Raw genomic sequence first — 16,552 nt, 5'->3', positions numbered from 1 at the left:
ATAGCACAAACCGCCCGGCCTACCGCTGGGCTTCCTCCAAAGCGGTCTGCGCGGCCTCCCAGTCGCTCATGGCATAGGCCAGATCCGCCTCCAGCGCCTTCTGGCCATCCAGACGGGCGTTGAAGGCCTGCCAGTCGGAAGGATCCATGGCGGCCATGTCCTTTTGCAGGTCGGCGAGCTTCGCCTCGAGGCCCACCACCTTGGCCTCGGCTTCGGCCACCTGTTTCTCGAAGCGCTTGATGGCCCTTTGTTTGTCCTTGTCGATGGCGGCAGACTTGCTGGACGGGGCGGGACCGGCCGCGGGGCCCGGAGCCTTTCCGGCCGCAGGTTGCTTCGGTTGCGGCGCTGCCGGTCTCTTCTGGGATTCGGGCTCCGGGCTTCCGGATCCCTCGTCCGCGCTCAAGTCCAGGTCCACCCAGGCCTGGTGATCCTCGTAGCCGCCTTCGCGGAACTCGGCCTTGCCCTCGTGGATGCGCAGCAGGGAATCCGCCACCCGGCCCAGCAGGTAGCGGTCGTGGGTCACCACGATGGCCGCGCCGGTGAAGCTCAGGATCGTGTCCTCCATGGCCTCCATGCTGGGGATGTCCATGTGGTTGGTGGGCTCGTCCAGCAGCAGCAGGTTCACGCCATGGCGGATGAGCGTGGCGATGCTCAAGCGGGCCCGCTCGCCGCCGGAGAGCGCCGTGACGGGCTTGTCCACCTCGTCGCCGCGGAACTGGAACTTCGCCAGGAAGCCCAGCACATCCTGCTTCAGCGCCTGGGGATTCACGGCGTGGATCTGCTGGAACACCGTGTTGCGGGGGTCCAGGTTCCGGTGATGCTGGTCGAAGTAGCCGAGCTTCACCTGGCTGCCCAGGCGGGCCTGGCCCGTGATGAAGGGGATCTCGTCGCAGATGGCCTTGAGCAGGGTGGATTTGCCCGTGCCGTTGAGGCCCACGATGCCCATCTTCTGGCCGCGCTTGATCTGCAGCTGCTCCAGCGGCGCGTAGAGGGCCTGCCCACCCCAACCCACGCTGGCGTTCTCCAGCACCAGCGCGACATCGCCGCTGCGTTGGGTCTCGGGAAAGCTGAACTTCACTTTGCGGCGGTCGCGGAGGGGTTTCTGGATGCGGTCGAGCTTGGCGAGGTGGGTGCGGCGACCCCGGGCCTGCTTCGTGTTCTGCCCCGCGATGTTGCGGCGGATGTACTCTTCCTGATTCTTGATGTAGGCCTGCTGTTGTTCGTAATGCCGCTCCAGCAGCTCCAGCTCCTGTTCCTTCTTCTCCATGAACTCCGAGTAGTTGCCTTCGTAGACCCGCGACCGGCCTATCTCCAGCTCCAGGATTTCGGTGGCGATCTTGTCCAGGAAGTAACGGTCATGGCTGATGACGGCCACGGTGGCGTCCGTCCCCTGGATGAAGTCCTCGAGCCAGCGCAGGCTGGGCAGGTCCAGGTGGTTGGTGGGCTCGTCCAGCAGCAGCAGATCCTGACCCTGGAGAATGGCTTTGGCCAGCATCACACGGCTCTTCTGGCCGCCCGAGAGCGTCTCCACCGGGCGCTCGAAATCCGCGGCCGCGAATCCCAAAGACTGCAGGATGCTTTCCGCACGGGCCCGGATGCTGAAGCCGTCGAGGTGCTCGAAGGTTTCCGTGACCTTCTGGTAGCGTTCCATCACCGACTCGAGATCTGCGCCGGCCTCGCCCATGCGGTGCTCCAGCTCGCGCATCTCGTGCTGCAGGCGCTCCACATCGCCGAAGGCCGCCAGCGCCTCTTCCAGCACGCTCCCGTGCGTCTCGGGCACCAGGTCCTGGGCGTAGTGGCCCATGCGGATGCCTCGCTCCTTCGTGGGGCGCACGACGGTGCCGCTGTCCGCCTCCAGCTGGCCCAGCAGCAGCTTGAAGACCGTGCTCTTGCCCGCGCCGTTGCGGCCGATGACACCCCAGCACTCGCCCTCCTGGACGGCCCAAGTGACATCCTTCAGCACCTCTTGAGGGCCGAAGCGAAGATCCACATGGTTGAGGGAAGCGAGCATGACGGGCGGCTTTCAGCTTTCAGCAAGAAGGCCACCTTGCGGTGGCCTTCTGTTTGGTGGAGCCAATCGGGATCGAACCGACGACCTCTTGCATGCCATGCAAGCGCTCTCCCAGCTGAGCTATGGCCCCATTCGGGAAAACCTAGTATCACACTCCTTTTGCGCTTCCGCAAGCACAGATCAGCGGGGGGACAACCGGAGCCGCTGGCCGGCCTGGATCCGGTCCCGTTTCATCCGGTTCCAGGCCTTGAGATCCTTGGGATCCAGGCCGTACTTCCGGCCGATGGCGGCGAGGGTCTCGCCCTTCTGGACCACATGGACGCGCGGGGTGGTCGAGGCCGTGCCCGAGACTGAAGCCGGGGTCGGAGCGGTGGCCCGGGCTGGGGCAGCCGGTGCCGGCGACCCCGGCAGTCGCACGGAATCGCCCGGGTGCAGGGCCTTCACGGCCTGGGGATTCAGACGCATGAGGGTTCCCAGGGGAACCCCGCGGGCCCGGGAGATCTTGGCCAAGGTGTCGCCAGGCCGGGCGCGGTACATGCTCCCGGGAACAGTCTCCGGCTCACCTGCGGGGGGCTCCGCCGCGGTTTCCGCAGGGCGGGCGGGGGTTTCGCGGGGCGGTGCCACCACGGCAGGCACCAGCCCGGACGCGGCCGCCGGTGAAGGTGAAGGTGGCACAGGCTTCTCCGCCACAGTCCTAGATTCGGCTTCCGCGGGAGCGGCCGCCTCCGAATCTGTCGGAACGGGCGTCAACACCGGAAGTGCCTCCAGGGGCCGATCTCCGAGCAGCTTCACGCGCTCGACTTTCGGGGCCAGATCCCGGTCATCCAGCGCGAGGGTGGGTGGAGGCGGCACCAGCAGCCGCTTCCCCGGCTTGAACTGTTTCGGCGTCAGGTCGTTGGCGTCCAGGAGATCATCCGGCGTCAGGCGGAAGCGCCGGGCCACCTTGGCCAGCGTGTCGCCCTTCCGAACGGTGTAGTGCTGGAAGTCCAGCCGCTTACCGGCCGGCATGCGGGCGAGCTGGCGCAGGCATTCGCCCGCCTTGCCCGGGGGCACGCGCAGCATGTAGGGGCCCGGTGGTGTAGACCCCCGCAGCAGTTCCGGATTCAGGACCTTCAAGGTGTTCGAATCCGTGCCGGCGCAGCGGGCAAGCACGGTGAGGCTGGTCATGCTGGGCACGGCCACGGTCTCGTAGGCGTACGGGGGCAGCGGCAGGATGCGCAGGCCGTAGCGCTCGGGGTTGCGCCCGACCAGGATCGCGGCGCACAGCTCGGGCACATAATTCTTGGTCTCGGTGCGCAGCCAGCGGGAGCGGGCCAGGTCCCAGAAGTTCCGGGTCCCGATGTTCTGGATGGCGCGTTCCAGCGTCAAGGGACCGGCATTGTAGCCGGAGGAAGCCAGATACCAGTCGCCGGAGATCTCATACAGCCGCTTGAGGTAGCGGGCGGCCGCGCGGGTGGCCTTCACCGGATCGCGCCGCTCCTCGATCCAGGCGTTGCCCGTAAGGCCGTAGATGCGGCCCGTGGAACGGATGAACTGCCACATGCCCACGGCCTTGGCGTGGCTCTTGGCCTCGTTGCGGAAGCCCGATTCGATCACGGCCAGGTAGGCGAGATCCTGCGGCACCCCTTCCTCCGCGAAGACTTGCCGGATCATCGGCATGTACATCGAGGCGCGGCCCAGGGCGTTCTCCATGAAGCCGCGCTTGGTGGTGGTGAAGAGGCTCACCCAGGTGAGCACCTTGTCGTTCAGATCGATGGGAAAATCGTAGGTGGCGCCCTGCTCTGCCGCCCGGACCCGCTCCAGTTCAGCCCGCAGTTCCTCGCCGCTGATGGACACCACCTCGCCGGTGGTCTTGAGGCCGGGCTCGGCCTCCGGAGCCTCCTCCTCGGCGAGCTGATCCTGGACTTCCTTCAACCGCTGCAGAAGGCTCTGCACCTCGGCATTTCGCAGCAGTTCCGCCGGCCAGTCCGCCGTGAGGACATCCGCCTCGTCGGCCCGGTCGGTCGCCGCCGTTTCGTCTTCGGCCTCCAGGGCCTGTTCGGCCGCTTCCACGAGGCTCCGGAGGCGCGCGATGCGGGTCGCGTCGGATTCCGGCGCCCGGGGGGGCGCGACCGCCACATGCGCCTGGGGGGACGACGCCGGCAGCTGCACCGGCATCGTCCCCCAGAGGAGGGCGGTCAAAAGCGGCAGCGCCATAGGTCTAGTGGCTCTCGGCGCTCACCAGGGCTTCATAGGCGGCCGCGTCCAGCAGATCGCCCGCCAGGCCGCCCGTCAGCTTGATCTTGACCATCCAGCCCTTGCCGTAGGGATCCTCGTTCACGGCTTCTGGGTGATCGGCCAGGGAGGCGTTCACATCGAGCACCTCGCCGGCGGAGGGCATGTTCAGTTCAGATACGGTCTTCACGGATTCCACCGTTCCGAATTCCTCGCCCTGGGCAAAGGTGGCGCCGGCCTCCGGCAGGTCCACGAAGACCACATCACCGAGCGCATCCTGCGCGTACTGGGTGATGCCCACCAGCGCGGTGCCGTCGCCCGCGGGCTTCAGCCATTCGTGGTCCTTGGTGTACTTCAGGTCGGCAGGAAACATGGATCCTCCATGGAGTGTGGGATGTGCGGGTGAAACGAAATCTACTTCGTCCGCTTGTAGAACGGCGTGGGGATGATCTCGGCGGGCACGGCGCGGCCGCGGATCTCGATCTCGATGCGGTTACCGGTCTTGGCCAGGTCCGTGGGGACATAGGCCAGGCCCAGGTTGATGCCACAGGTGGGCGAAGGCGCAGCGCTGGTGACGAAGCCGATCTGCTTCCCCCCCTGCACCACGGGCATGTGGTCGCGGGCGATGTCGCGCTTCTCCAGGGTCTTGAAGCCCACGAGTTTGCGGGGCGCAGGCGCTGCCTTGGCGGCCAGCAGGGCGTCGCGGCCGATGAAGTCACCCTTGTCGAGCTTCACGATCCAGCCCAGCCCGGCTTCCAGCGCGTGGATGCTGTCGTCGATCTCATGTCCGTAGAGGGCCATCTTGCACTCGAGCCGCAGCGTGTTGCGGCAGCCCAGGCCCGCGGGCAGCAGACCCAGGGGCGTTCCGGCCGCCATCACGGCGTTCCAGAGGCGCTCAGTGTCGCCCGCGGCACAGTAGAGCTCGAAGCCATCCTCACCCGTGTAACCCGTCCGGCTGATGATGCACTTGACCCCGGCGACTTCGCCATGGGTGAAGAAGTAGTAGCCGATGGGATCGAGCGGGGTCTTGGTGAGGGGCTGGAGGATGCTCACCGACAGGGGCCCCTGGAGGGCAATCTGGCCCGTGACGGGGCTTTCGTTCACCACCGTGCAGTCGTAGGCGCCGGCGTGCTTCTGCACCCAGGCGAAGTCCTTGTCCGAGTTGCCGGCGTTCACCACCAGCAGGAACTCCTCCTCGCCCTCGCGGTAGACCAGCAGGTCGTCCACGAAGGTGCCGTTTTCATAGAGGAAGGCCGTGTAGTGGACCTGGCCGATGACCAGCTTCGACACCGCGTTGGGTGTCAGATGCTCCACCAGTGCCAGGGCGCCGGGACCCTTCACGCGGATCTCGCCCATGTGGCTCACATCGAAGAGGCCAGCCTTGGTCCGCACGGCCTCGTGTTCGGCGAGGATCCCGGCGGGGTACTGCACCGGCATGTCCCAGCCACCGAAATCCACCATCTTGGCGTTCAAGGCCCGATGCGCGGCATTCAGGGGGGTCTTCATGAGCTCAGACACAGTGGCGGACATGCGGGACTCCTGAGGAGGAAAACCCCAGTCTAGCCACGCCGAACCCAGGGCAGAAGGCCCGGCACTTCCCACCCAAGGCTCCAGAGACCATCCGCCTCCCGCCTTGTGACAAGACGCACAGCCAGCGGGAGGACCATCACACCGGTTTCGGCGGCCCGGTCCAGCTCCGTGGCGTAGACCGGGTCGATCTCCCTCGCCGCATCGAAGCGATCCACATCCGTGCGGTGCACGAACAGGGCGATGGCGGCCCGGTGACCTTCGCGCACCATGGCCTGGAGCTCCCGCAGGTGCTTGGTTCCGCGCTCCGTCACCGCGTCGGGAAACAGGGCCCAGTCGCCCGCCTTCAGGGTGGTGTTCTTCACTTCGATGAACACCTGGCGCCCCTCGCCATCCAGGGCCAGCACATCGATGCGACTGTTCTCGGCCCCGTATCGAACCTCCGTGCGGACGCCGTGCAGACCGGACAGACCAGGCAGGACATCCTTCCGGGCGGCCGCGGCCACCACGCGGTTGGGCATGCCCGTCTCCACGCCCACCCAGCCCCCGGGGCGTTCCACCGTCAACCAGGTGAACTTCAGCTTGCGGTCCGGATTGGCGGCCGGCTCCAGCAACACCCGATCACCGGGCTCCCAGCAGGTCTTCATAGACCCCGTGTTGGTGGTGTGAGCGGTCACGAGACTGCCATCGTCCAGTCGCACATCTGCCAGGAAGCGCTTGTACCGCTGGATCAGCGTGCCGGGCACCAGGCCGGTCTTCTCGACCAGGATCATGGCCATTGGGCCAAGATGCGGTCCACGGCTCCCGCAAGATCCGGTGCCACCAGATCCGCCGCAGAACCATCCACCTGGGCGCCATAGCCCGTCCGGACGAGCGCCACGCGACAACCCGCCCGGCGGCCCGCCTCCAGATCGATGCCCTTGTCGCCCACCATCCACGAGCGCGCCAGATCGAGGCCCAGCTCCTCGGCGGCCCTCACCAGCATCCCCGGGTTGGGTTTGCGCTCCGGATGGTCCGCCACGGCGTAGGCCCCCTGCCCCTGCTCGTGATGGGGCGAGGCGTAGACCGCATCGATGCGGCCGTTCTCCTGGGCCAGCAGCGTACCCATCCGGCTCATGACCGCGGCGAAATCATCCCATCCGTACCTGCCGCGGCCGATGCCGCTCTGGTTGGTCACCACCACGACAGGGATTCCCCGGGCATTGAGCCGGGCCACGGCGGCCGCGGCACCGGGAATCATCACCAGCTGCTCGGGGTCGGACAGGTAATCGACCTCCTCGTTGAGGGTGCCGTCCCGATCGAGAAAGATCGCGGGTTTGGCGTTCACGGGAGCCACTCTGCCACGCACACATCGAACTGGCGCGGGCCCCGGGGGGCCCGGCCGCTCACCCAGAGCAGCTTGCGGCCATCGGAACTGAAGTGGGGGAAGGAGTTGAACACGCCGGTCCAGGTGAGGCGCTCCAGGCCCGTCCCGTCCAGGTTGATGCAGAAGAGGTCGAACCCACGCCCCTTGCCCTGGTTGTCATGGTGGTTGGTGGCGAAGACGAGGCCCTTGCCATCCGGCGTGAAGATGGGCGCGAAGGCCGCCCCCGGCAGTTTCGTGACCTGCCGCTTGGCGCTGCCGTCGGCGTTCATCACCCAGATGTCCATCTCCATGGGCTCGACGAGGTGGCGCTTGAGCAGTTCCTGGTACTTCACCGTGGCGGCTTCGCCCTTCGGGTAATTGGTGCGCCAGGCGATGAGCTTCGAATCCGGGCTGAACACGCCGCCGCCATCGTAGCCCACGCCGTCGGTCAGGCGCAGCAGATGCTTCCCATCGGTGTCCACCCGCCAGAGGTCCACATCGCCGCCGCGCTCGCTCGTGAAGACGATCCACTTGCCGTTGGGCGCCGCGGTGGCCTCGGCATCGTAGCCGGGAGCGGGCAGGAACGGCTTCGCATCGCGACCGTCGGCGCCGGCGATGTAGAGGTCATAGCCCTGGAACACGGGCCACTGGTACTTGCCCGGCGTGAAGGGCGGCCCCTCGGGGCACTCCGGGCCGGCCCCGTGGGTGCTGGCGTAGATGATCTTCCGATCCCCGGGCAGGAACCAGCCGCAGGTGACCCTGCCCTTGCCCGAGCTGACCCGCTTCTGGTCGGTGCCGTCGGCGTTCATGGTGTAGAGCTGGTCGCAGGGGTGGCCGTCCCGGGTGCTCTGGAAGATGATCTTCCGGCCGTCGTTCGACCAGTAGGCCTCGGCGTTGGAGCCGGTGTCCGTGAGCTTTTTCACGCCCCGGAGATGGGTCTCCCGGGCGTCGTGCAGGGCCTCCGGGGGTGGTGCCGGGGCCTGAGCGCCAAGGCTCAGCGCTCCCAGGACGGCCAGGAACCTCCTCCTCATGATCGACCCCCTTCCGGTTCAAACAGGAACTGGAGCAGGATGCCAGAGATGGCACACTGAAGGGACATTCCGAGGTTCCCCGTCATGATCGACAAGCGCGTCAGCAGTGCCCTGGAAGCCGTGCAGGACATCCCGGACGGAGCCCACCTCGCGGTGGGCGGATTCGGCCTCTGCGGGATCCCCGAGCACCTCATCGCCGCGCTGGTCCGGACCGGTGTGAAGGATCTCACCTGCTATTCCAACAATGCCGGAGTGGATGACTTTGGGCTCGGCCTCCTCCTGAAGAACCGGCAGATCCGGAAGATGGTCAGCAGCTATGTGGGCGAGAACGCCGAGTTCGAGCGGCAGTTCCTCCAAGGCGAGCTGGAGGTCGAGCTGGTGCCCCAGGGAACGCTGGCCGAGCGCATGCGGGCGGGCGGCGCAGGCATCCCGGCCTTCTTCACCCCCACCGGTGCCGGCACGAAGGTGGCCGAGGGGAAGGAAACCCGCCTGTTCCGGGGCCGGGAGTGCGTCCTGGAATCCGGGATCTTCGCCGACTTCGCCCTGGTGAAGGCCTGGAAGGCCGACCGCCTCGGCAACCTGGTCTTCCGCAAAACCGCCCGGAACTTCAACCCCATGGCGGCGACCTGCGGGAAGGTCTGCATCGCCGAGGTGGAGGAGATCGTCGAGGTCGGCGCGCTGGATCCCGATGCGATCCACACGCCGGGCATCTTCGTCCACCGGCTGGTGCTGGGTACGGCCTTCGAGAAGCGCATCGAGAAGGTCGTCACCCGTTAGCGGCCTCACTCCATCGGAAGGCTGATCCTCACGACGGTTCCCCGCTCGGTGGCCGCCAAGTGAGCGGTGCCCCCATAGGCATTCAGCAGCTGCGCGCAATGGGGCAGCTCGGTTCCCGGTTGCCGGGCCGGGCCGGGTTCCGCGGGTCGTAGCTGTGAGAAGGGCTCGAAGGCATGGTCGATGCGTTCCTGGGAGATGGCCCCGCCTTCGTCCTCGAGTTCCAGCCGGAAGTGGCGGTTCCCTCCCCAGGAGCGGATCTGGATCCGACCGGGTTCGCCCTGGCGGGCATGCGCCAGAAGGTGCCCCAGGATCTCCGAGAAATCTGTGTAGACGCCATAGATGAGATCCCGGGGCGCCTGCAGGTTGAGCTCCAGGGGAAGGCCTTCTGAGAGCGTCCCGTCAGCCTGGAGGAACTCGAGCTCCTGGTTCAACAGGTCGTGCAGATGGATCCATTCGGGGGCGCTGGCCTCCCCCTGACCTGCTCGGCGGAGGAGGGCCCTGACCAGGCTGTCCACCTGTGCGGTGGCCCGATGGATCTGTTCCATGGCCCGGTGGCAGGCCTGCCGGGCTTCGAGAGGGGGCAGCGCCCCTTCCTGGTCGATGGAAAGGGACAGGGCCTGGCTCTCCGTCTTCAGGGTCTGGACCGGAACCTGGAGGCGCTGGGCCATCTGCAGGAAGAGCCCTCCCAGGGTGGCTTTCCGGTCCTGGGCGCCCAGGGCCCGCTGGGCCTCCTTCAGGGCCTCGTAGGCGGACTCCAGGCCCTCGTAACTGGTGCCCAGGGCCTGGCTGGTCTCATCGAGATGGGCGATCAGCTCGGCGTTCTCCAGGCTCACCTGCAGCGTACCGGCATACAGGGCGGCCAGCTCGGCTTCGAAGGGTTGATAAGGGTGGTCAGCGCGATCCGCGGCGAGAAATCCCCAGAGGCGGTCTTCTCCGGAACGACTGCGGAGGGGGAGCAGGAAGGCCTGGGCCCGGGGATTCCACAATTGCAGCTCGATGCCCTGTTCCCAGGCCGCGGTCTGGCGGAGATCCGCATCGATGAGGACGCCTCCCGAAGCAAGGGCCTCGGCCTTGGCCGCGAGCGGGTGATCCAGGGGCAGCACCGCCGTTTCCTGGAACCCGGTGGGCCCCCAGACCAACCCCTGGAAATAGGCGCCGCTCGGGTGGAGCCGGTAGGCGCTCAGGCGGTCGAGCTGCAGCTCCTCGCGGAACTGGCCCAGGACCCGGGCCAGGATCTCGCCCGCGTCCCGCACGGGGATGATCTCCTTGCTGAGGGACAGCAGCCTGGACAGGTGATTGCTGCGCTGCTCCAGGGCGCCCTGCGCCTCCAGGAGCTTCTGGTTGCCCTCCTGGGCTTCCCGCAGCTGGGCCTCCAGATGCGCGACGACCTTCTGGCTGAACTGCCGGAGGGCCTCGCCTTCCCGCCCCTGCTCCAGGCGATCCCGCTGGCCGCCGAGGTAGGACTCCACCTGCCCCACAAAGAGGAAGGGATCGATGGGCTTGGAGATGAACCCGTCGCACCCCGTCACCAGCGCGGTCTCGCGGTCGCTCCGCATGGTCTTGGCCGTGAGCGCGACGATGACCGTGTCCTTCAGATCGGCGTTCTGCCGCAGCTTGGTGGCGACCTCGAAGCCCGACAACCCGGGCAGGTTGATGTCCAGCAGGATCAGGGCGGGCTTAAGCCGGGAGGCCGCCTCAAAGCCCTTGAGGCCGTCCTCGGCCCAGTGCATGTCGTACCCGGCCTGGGAGAGCAACCGCTGCACCAGCCGCCAGTTCATGGCGTTGTCCTCGATGCAGAGGATCTGGAGCGGCGGGGCGGTCATGCGGAGGCCCCTCCGCACAGCGGCATTTCCACGACGAAGGTGCTGCCCTCACCCTTGCGGCTGGTCACGCGGATCTGACCGTTCATGAGCCCCATGAACCGCTGGCTGATGGCCAGCCCCAGGCCCGTGCCGCCGAAGCGCCGCGTGATGCTGCCATCCACCTGCTGGAAGGGCTTGAAGAGACGCTCCAGTTCCGCGGCGGACATGCCGATGCCCGTATCCTCGATGCTGATCTGGAGCGACCCGGCGCCGAGAACCGCGGAAATGCGCACCGACCCGGCTTCCGTGAACTTGATGGCGTTGCCCACGAGGTTCGTGAAGACCTGCCGGAGGCGGTTCCGGTCGCCCATGACGCAGGCGGTGCCCTGTGGTCGCTGGTAAACGAGGCTGATGGGGCGCTCCTGGATGAGGCCCGCCGCCATGGCCTTCACTTCGTCCAGCAGCAGCAAGGGATCCACCTCCTCCAGTTCCAGCTCCATCTTGCCCGCCTCTATCTTTGAAAGGTCGAGGATGGAATCGATGAGCCCCAGAAGCGACCGGCCGTTCTGGTAGATGATCTGGAGATCTTCCTTCCCTTCCCGGCTCAGGCGGCCCTCCGGATCCTGCATCAGCATCCCCGAGAATCCGATGATGGAATTCAGCGGGGTTCGGAGCTCATGGCTCATGTTCGCCAGGAACTCGTCCTTCAGCCGATCGACTTCCTTCAGCCGCTGATAGCTGGTCAGCAGGCTGTCGTTCAGCTCCCGCAATTCCTGGGTCTTCTCCTGGACCTTCTCCTCCAGCGTGCTGGCCCAGGCGCGGAGCTCCTCTTGGCTCTGCTCCAGGCCGCGCGTGCGTTCCTGGACCAGGCGCTCGAGGTTGGCCCGGATCTCCTCCAGCTCCCAGATGGTCTCCATGAGCTGCCGCGTGCGCTCCTGGACCCGGTATTCCAGCAGCCGGTTCTGCCGCTCGATCTCGTCCCGGGAGACCCGGAGCTTGTCGGTCATCACCTCGAAGGATTGGCTCAGGTCCTGGATTTCGTCCCGGGTGGAGACCTTCACCGAAACGGTCTCGAAATTACCCTGGGCCACCTTCTGGGCGGCGTCCGTCAGCTGGATCACGGGGCGGAGGTAGCGGTTCGACAGGAAGACGGCAACGCCGATGCCCACCACCAGCGTCACCAGGCCCACCGCGAGGCTGGCCCGGATATTCTCCCGCACGGCGCGCTGGGTCCCTTCGGTGGTGAAGCCGATGACCAGGCTGCCGACCTGGTCGGCCCGCGGCTCCTCGTAGAAGACCGGCGCCACGACCACCAGCATGTTGCTCTCGCCGTGGGTGTAGGTCTGGGACACGCCATCCTTGAGCATCTGCCCCATGACCCAGTCCGGCGTCGTGGGCGTGCTGTCCAGGGCCTCTCCCCCGGCCCCATAGACGGCGCTGAACCGGAAGGAGGGGATGTTCTGGACACCCTGGAGCACCCTGGCGATGTCCCGGGTGTTGCCGGTGCTCACCGCCGGGCTCAAGGCATAGCTGGCGGTCTCGGCCACCTGGCGGGCGCTCAGTTCGGCCTGGGTGCGGATCTGCCGTTCCACCCAGCGCGGGTAGTACAGCAGGTTGAAGGCGATGAACGAGAGGACCAGGGTGCTGATGACTGCGCTCAGCTTGGTCTTGATGGAAAGACGGTACATGAAGGGGCGTCCGGGATCGGCTCCAGCCTAGCAGCCCGGCAGCCTGGCTCCACCCCGCTATAACTTGAAGATGTTCACTTCCCGGTTGAGCATGTGGACCTGCACACCCAGCTGCTCCACCGCTCCGCTGGAAGCCTCGATGGCGCGCTCGCTCTCCACGGCCTTGCCCAGCACGCGGTTCATGGTCTCCTTCAGCGACAGGACATGGTCCTCCTGCCGCGCCAGGATCTCGTGGAGGCTGCTGGCCAGGGCGCGGACCTGCTCCGTGGCCCGGGCGATCTCGTCGCTGCCGGTGCTCTGCTCCTTGGTGGAGTCGCGCACCACGCTGGTGGCCTGCTGGACATTCATGGCCAGGGAGAGGATGTAGTTGCTGGTCTGCTGCTGTTCGGCGATGACCGAGCGGATGGTCTCCACCTGGTTGTGGATGTTGCGGTTGGCCTCGTGGATGAGCGAGGCCTGGCCCGCCTGCTGGAGGGTCTCGTTGAGGATGCTCTCCACCACGCTGTCGGTCTCGCTGATGGACTCCAGGATGGCCTGCAGGGCCTCCTCGCTCTGCCCCACGGACTCAGCCCCGTCCCGGACGGCGTCGAGGCCAAGCTCCACCTGCTGGTAGGCCTTCCGGATCTCGGCCTGGAGGGTGCCGATGATCTGCTGGATCTCCTGGGTGGAGCGGCCCGTCTGCTCGGCCAGCTGCTTGATCTCGTCCGCCACCACCGAGAAGCCCTTGGCCTGCCCGTCCCCGCCCGCGTCTCCCTGGGAGGCGATGATGGCCGCGTTGAGCGCCAACAGGTTGGTCTGCTGCGCGTGGTCCCCGATGTAGTCGAGGATCTTGGCGATGTCGGCCCCGAGTTGGAGCAGGGTCCGCGTGGTGCCGTGGAAGTCCTGGACGACCCGCTCGATGACCTGGATCTTCTCCCGGTTCCGTCCCACCAGCTCCATGCCGCGGGCGGCGTTGTGGATCACCTTCTTGGTGTAGCGCTGGGCGATCTTCACGCTGTCGTCGATGGCGGAGGTGCTCTGTTCCAGGTTTTCGGCGAATTCCTTGGTGTGGATGGCGTGGCCCGCGAGGTGGTCCACATTCTTGCCCACATTCTTGATGGCGCTGTCGAAGTCGCGGATGGCCGAGGTGATGCCCTCCACCACCATCAGCAGTTCGTCCATGCTCTGGTTGATCTGCTGTACGCTGGCGGCCATCTCCACGATGGTGGCGTTGGTGCTTTCGGAGGCGAGGCTGAGTTCCATCGAGCTGGCGCTGATGCTGATGGAGGTGTCCGTCAGCTCGTTGATCTCCTGATGGAAGGACTCGATGAGCTCACGCTGGCCGTGGCTGGATTGCCGGACCCCGTCGGCGGATTCCCGGATCGCGCTGGAGGCCTTGGCCAGATCCCGGCTCGCCGAGCGGATCTGCACCACCATGCCCCGGAGGCTGCCGACCATGCGGCCGAAACCCTGGCTGAGGGCTGCCACCTCATCGTCGCTGTACACCGCCTCCAGGCTGTCAATGTGGCCTTCGCCCACCTGGCGGGCATTGCGGCTCAGCAGCAGCAGCGGCTGCTGGACATCACGCAGGATCAGCTGGATGAAGTAGATCAAGAAGATGGAGGACAGGACGAGGATGGCAAGGTTGGGTCGCAGGGCCTTCCAGACCGCGTCGGCATACTCGGCCTCGGGAATCACCGCCCTCAGCTCCGATCCATCCGGCAGGGGTTGGACCACCAGAATGTCGCCGGCGCCCGCGATGCGGGTGCGGGAACCGAGCACGGCCCCACCCCGGCTGGCTGGCAGCCGCAGGGACACACCTCCACCCGCTCCCAGTTTCAGCGTTCCCAGGAAGGCCTGGAGGTCCTCGGGGGTGGTGTTCATCTCCTGGACGAAAGCCACGGAATCGGCCAGGTTCATCAATTCGTTTTTTGCGTAACTGGTGACTTTGGTACGGATGGATGACTGGAGGGTGAGGCCGGATACCAGGATGGACAGGAGGACCACCCCACCGGTCATCGCCATGATGCCGAAGCCGAACTTGGCCCGCAGGCTGGTGGAGAACCGCGCCAGCGACTCGTTGAACCCGGGCTCCCGCGCCAGCAGCTGATAGACCTTCATCAGGTTCTGCTTGGCGAGGAAATACTGGCTGATGGCCGCCAGGGCGGCCATGACCACGAACATCACCATGATGAGGAAGCTGACCCAGATACTTTGCCCGAGGTAGAGCTTCACCCACAGGTAGGCGCCCACGCTGATGCAGGCCGCGAGGTAGAAGAACAGCAGGGACGAGGTCTGGGGAAACCGGGTCAGCGGGCGGTAGAGCTCGGGGCTGAGGGGCCCGTCGGCAAGGGACCGCCGGAGGTGCTCGATCTGGAGATAGGACCCCCCGATGGCCAGGGCCATCAGCCCCAGGGCCGCGGCTCCGCCCAGGAGGGAAAACCGGAAGTCCGGGAGCGAGGCGAAGAGGAACAACAGCCCGATGGTGAACCCGAGGAACCAGATGATCCCCGTGGCCAGACGCAGTCGGGTGATGACCAGCGCGCGCACAGAAGCACTGAGCTGAACGGGGGTCTCCGTCCTGAGCTCAGGCCGGGGTCCAGAGATGGAATCGTGCCGTACCATACTCGCGTGTTTCGGCCAGAGCCCACCCTGTCTGTAATTCCAACATGGTCTGCCGGTCCGTTTCGAAGACCAGGACCCCGTCCGGGGCCATCCAGCCCCTCAACCGGCCGGCCATCCGGCCCCAGAGGGCCGCGGCCTGATCGTAGGGTGGATCCAGGAAAATCACGGCCTGCCCGGTGTAAGCGCCCTCTGGAAGGCGCTGAAGGTCCGTCCTCAAGGGCTTGACGCCGGTACCTTCGGCATTGCGGAGCAGGCAGGACCAGCCCGGATCGGCGGCTTCCACGCAGGTGACCGGCGCGTAGCCCCGGGAATGGGCCTCCAAGCCCACGGCCCCGGTCCCCGCACAGAGATCCAGGAAGGGCCCGAACGGCCACCGCTGGAGGATCGAGAACAGCGCCTCCCGCGCCCGGTCCGAGGTGGGCCGCACGCGCAGGTCGCCGGGGGGGGGAGCCGTCAGGCGCCGCCCCTTCAGGGTTCCGGCGATGATCCGCACGGCGTCGGGCGCCGAATCAGTAGGCCCAGCGCAGCAGCGTCGAGCCCCAGGTGAAGCCGGCGCCGAAGGCGGACAGCACCACCAGATCGCCCTTCTCCACGCGCTTGGCCTCCACGGCCTGGTGGAGGGCCGTGGGAATGGTGGCCGTGGTGGTGTTGGCGTAGCGGTCGATGTTCACCATCATCCGGGAGGGATCCAGCTCCAGCCGCTTGGCGGCGGCATCCATGATGCGGATGTTGGCCTGGTGCGGGACGAAGAGCTTGAGCTCGTCGCCGCGGAAGCCGTTCCGGTCCATCAGCAGCCTGCTGTTGTCGGCCATCTCGCGCACGGCGTTCTTGAAGACCTCGCTCCCGGCCTGGTGGATGTAGTGCTCCTTCGCAGCCACGGTCTCGGCCGAGGCGGGCTTCAGTGAGCCGCCGGCGGGCATGTAGAGGAAGCAGCCGCCCGAGCCGTCCACCTTGTGCTCGAAGTCGAGGATGCCCAGCCCCTCCTCTACCCGCTCGACGATGACGGCACCCGCGCCATCACCGAACAGCACCGAGGTGGCCCGGTCCTCCAGGTTGATGATGGTGGACATGATGTCCACGCCCACCACGCCCACCCGGCGGACGCCGCCCGCAGCCACAAGGCTGGAGGCGGTGGTGAGGGCATAGAGGAAGCCCGAGCAGGCGGCATTCAGGTCAAAGCCGAAGGCATTGGTCGCGCCCACCATGTCCTGGATGCGGCAGGCCGTGGCCGGGAACAGGGTGTCGGGGGTCACGGTGGTGACGAGGATCAGGTCCAGTTCCGAGGCCTTGATGCCGCGGTTGTCCAAGGCCATCTGAAGGGCCGGGGCCCCCAGCTGCGAGGCGCCGGTGCCAGGCTCGACCCAGCGGCGCTCCCGGATGCCGGTGCGGGTCCGGATCCACTCGTCATTGGTCTCCATGATCTTGGAGAGATCGTCGTTGGTGACCACCCTTGGGGGAAAACATTGCCCAGTAGCAGTGATTCCAACGGGGGCGGCAAGGCGACGGTTCAAAGGAGCCTCCGATGACGAAACTGCCATCATCGCACGGACGGT

13 protein-coding genes and 1 tRNA gene are annotated in these 16,552 nt (G+C 66.6%); 1 reads left to right on the top strand and 13 read right to left on the bottom strand.

Annotated elements, in window-relative coordinates; translation table 11 throughout:
• Positions 1 to 19 precede the first annotated feature (19 nt).
• The 8 genes from QZ647_RS06560 to QZ647_RS06525 all read right to left on the bottom strand — a co-directional run bounded on the left by QZ647_RS06560 (position 20) and on the right by QZ647_RS06525 (position 8,128).
• Positions 20 to 2,011 carry an ATP-binding cassette domain-containing protein gene (locus QZ647_RS06560; RefSeq protein ID WP_291271392.1) on the bottom strand — a complete coding sequence of 664 codons (1,992 nt, stop codon included), beginning with the start codon at positions 2,009 to 2,011 and terminating at the stop codon, positions 20 to 22.
• Between the two features lie 54 nt (positions 2,012 to 2,065).
• Positions 2,066 to 2,141, bottom strand: a tRNA-Ala gene (locus QZ647_RS06555).
• Between the two features lie 50 nt (positions 2,142 to 2,191).
• Positions 2,192 to 4,168 (bottom strand): LysM peptidoglycan-binding domain-containing protein, encoded by a 1,977-nt coding sequence (locus tag QZ647_RS06550; RefSeq protein ID WP_291271391.1) that lies wholly within the window; start codon positions 4,166 to 4,168, stop codon positions 2,192 to 2,194.
• 43 nt (positions 4,169 to 4,211) lie between these two features.
• Positions 4,212 to 4,598, bottom strand: a complete 387-nt coding sequence (gene gcvH / locus QZ647_RS06545; protein ID WP_286353142.1) for a glycine cleavage system protein GcvH — start codon at positions 4,596 to 4,598, stop codon at positions 4,212 to 4,214.
• 41 nt (positions 4,599 to 4,639) lie between these two features.
• Positions 4,640 to 5,743 carry a glycine cleavage system aminomethyltransferase GcvT gene (gcvT, locus tag QZ647_RS06540; RefSeq protein WP_366526154.1) on the bottom strand — a complete coding sequence of 368 codons (1,104 nt, stop codon included), beginning with the start codon at positions 5,741 to 5,743 and terminating at the stop codon, positions 4,640 to 4,642.
• 41 nt (positions 5,744 to 5,784) lie between these two features.
• Positions 5,785 to 6,531: a DNA/RNA nuclease SfsA gene (sfsA, locus tag QZ647_RS06535; RefSeq protein WP_291271389.1), complete on the bottom strand. Its 747-nt coding sequence runs from the start codon at positions 6,529 to 6,531 to the stop codon at positions 5,785 to 5,787.
• Positions 6,522 to 7,079 (bottom strand): HAD family hydrolase, encoded by a 558-nt coding sequence (locus tag QZ647_RS06530; protein ID WP_291271388.1) that lies wholly within the window; start codon positions 7,077 to 7,079, stop codon positions 6,522 to 6,524. The genes sfsA and QZ647_RS06530 overlap by 10 nt, the downstream gene beginning before the upstream one ends.
• Entirely contained in the window at positions 7,076 to 8,128 is a 1,053-nt protein-coding gene (locus QZ647_RS06525; protein ID WP_291271387.1) for a hypothetical protein, read from the bottom strand. The genes QZ647_RS06530 and QZ647_RS06525 overlap by 4 nt, the downstream gene beginning before the upstream one ends.
• A gap of 84 nt (positions 8,129 to 8,212) precedes the next feature.
• Here QZ647_RS06525 and QZ647_RS06520 point away from each other — a divergent pair, with 84 nt between their 5' ends.
• Positions 8,213 to 8,905, top strand: coding sequence for a CoA transferase subunit A (locus QZ647_RS06520; RefSeq protein ID WP_291271386.1), 693 nt, complete (start codon positions 8,213 to 8,215; stop codon positions 8,903 to 8,905).
• Positions 8,906 to 8,910: 5 nt separating this feature from the next.
• Here the strand turns inward: QZ647_RS06520 and QZ647_RS06515 are convergent, their stop codons facing one another.
• The 5 genes from QZ647_RS06515 to QZ647_RS06495 are packed head-to-tail and all read right to left on the bottom strand — an operon-like array spanning position 8,911 to position 16,537.
• Complete coding sequence (locus tag QZ647_RS06515) at positions 8,911 to 10,728, bottom strand: response regulator (RefSeq protein WP_291271385.1); 1,818 nt, start codon at positions 10,726 to 10,728, stop codon at positions 8,911 to 8,913.
• Positions 10,725 to 12,395 carry an ATP-binding protein gene (locus QZ647_RS06510; RefSeq protein WP_291271384.1) on the bottom strand — a complete coding sequence of 557 codons (1,671 nt, stop codon included), beginning with the start codon at positions 12,393 to 12,395 and terminating at the stop codon, positions 10,725 to 10,727. Before QZ647_RS06510 ends, QZ647_RS06515 begins: the two co-directional genes overlap by 4 nt.
• A 57-nt stretch (positions 12,396 to 12,452) precedes the next feature.
• A complete protein-coding gene (locus tag QZ647_RS06505; RefSeq protein ID WP_291271383.1) occupies positions 12,453 to 14,924 on the bottom strand; it encodes a methyl-accepting chemotaxis protein in 2,472 nt (823 codons plus the stop codon).
• Positions 14,925 to 14,961: 37 nt separating this feature from the next.
• A complete protein-coding gene (locus QZ647_RS06500; RefSeq protein ID WP_291271382.1) occupies positions 14,962 to 15,492 on the bottom strand; it encodes an RsmD family RNA methyltransferase in 531 nt (176 codons plus the stop codon).
• A gap of 16 nt (positions 15,493 to 15,508) precedes the next feature.
• Entirely contained in the window at positions 15,509 to 16,537 is a 1,029-nt protein-coding gene (locus tag QZ647_RS06495; RefSeq protein WP_291271381.1) for a beta-ketoacyl-ACP synthase III, read from the bottom strand.
• Between the last annotated feature and the right edge of the window lie 15 nt (positions 16,538 to 16,552).

The sequence above is a fragment of the Geothrix sp. genome (genome assembly GCF_020622065.1).
GTDB lineage: Bacteria > Acidobacteriota > Holophagae > Holophagales > Holophagaceae > Geothrix.
This window is presented reverse-complemented; position numbering and strand designations above follow the sequence as displayed.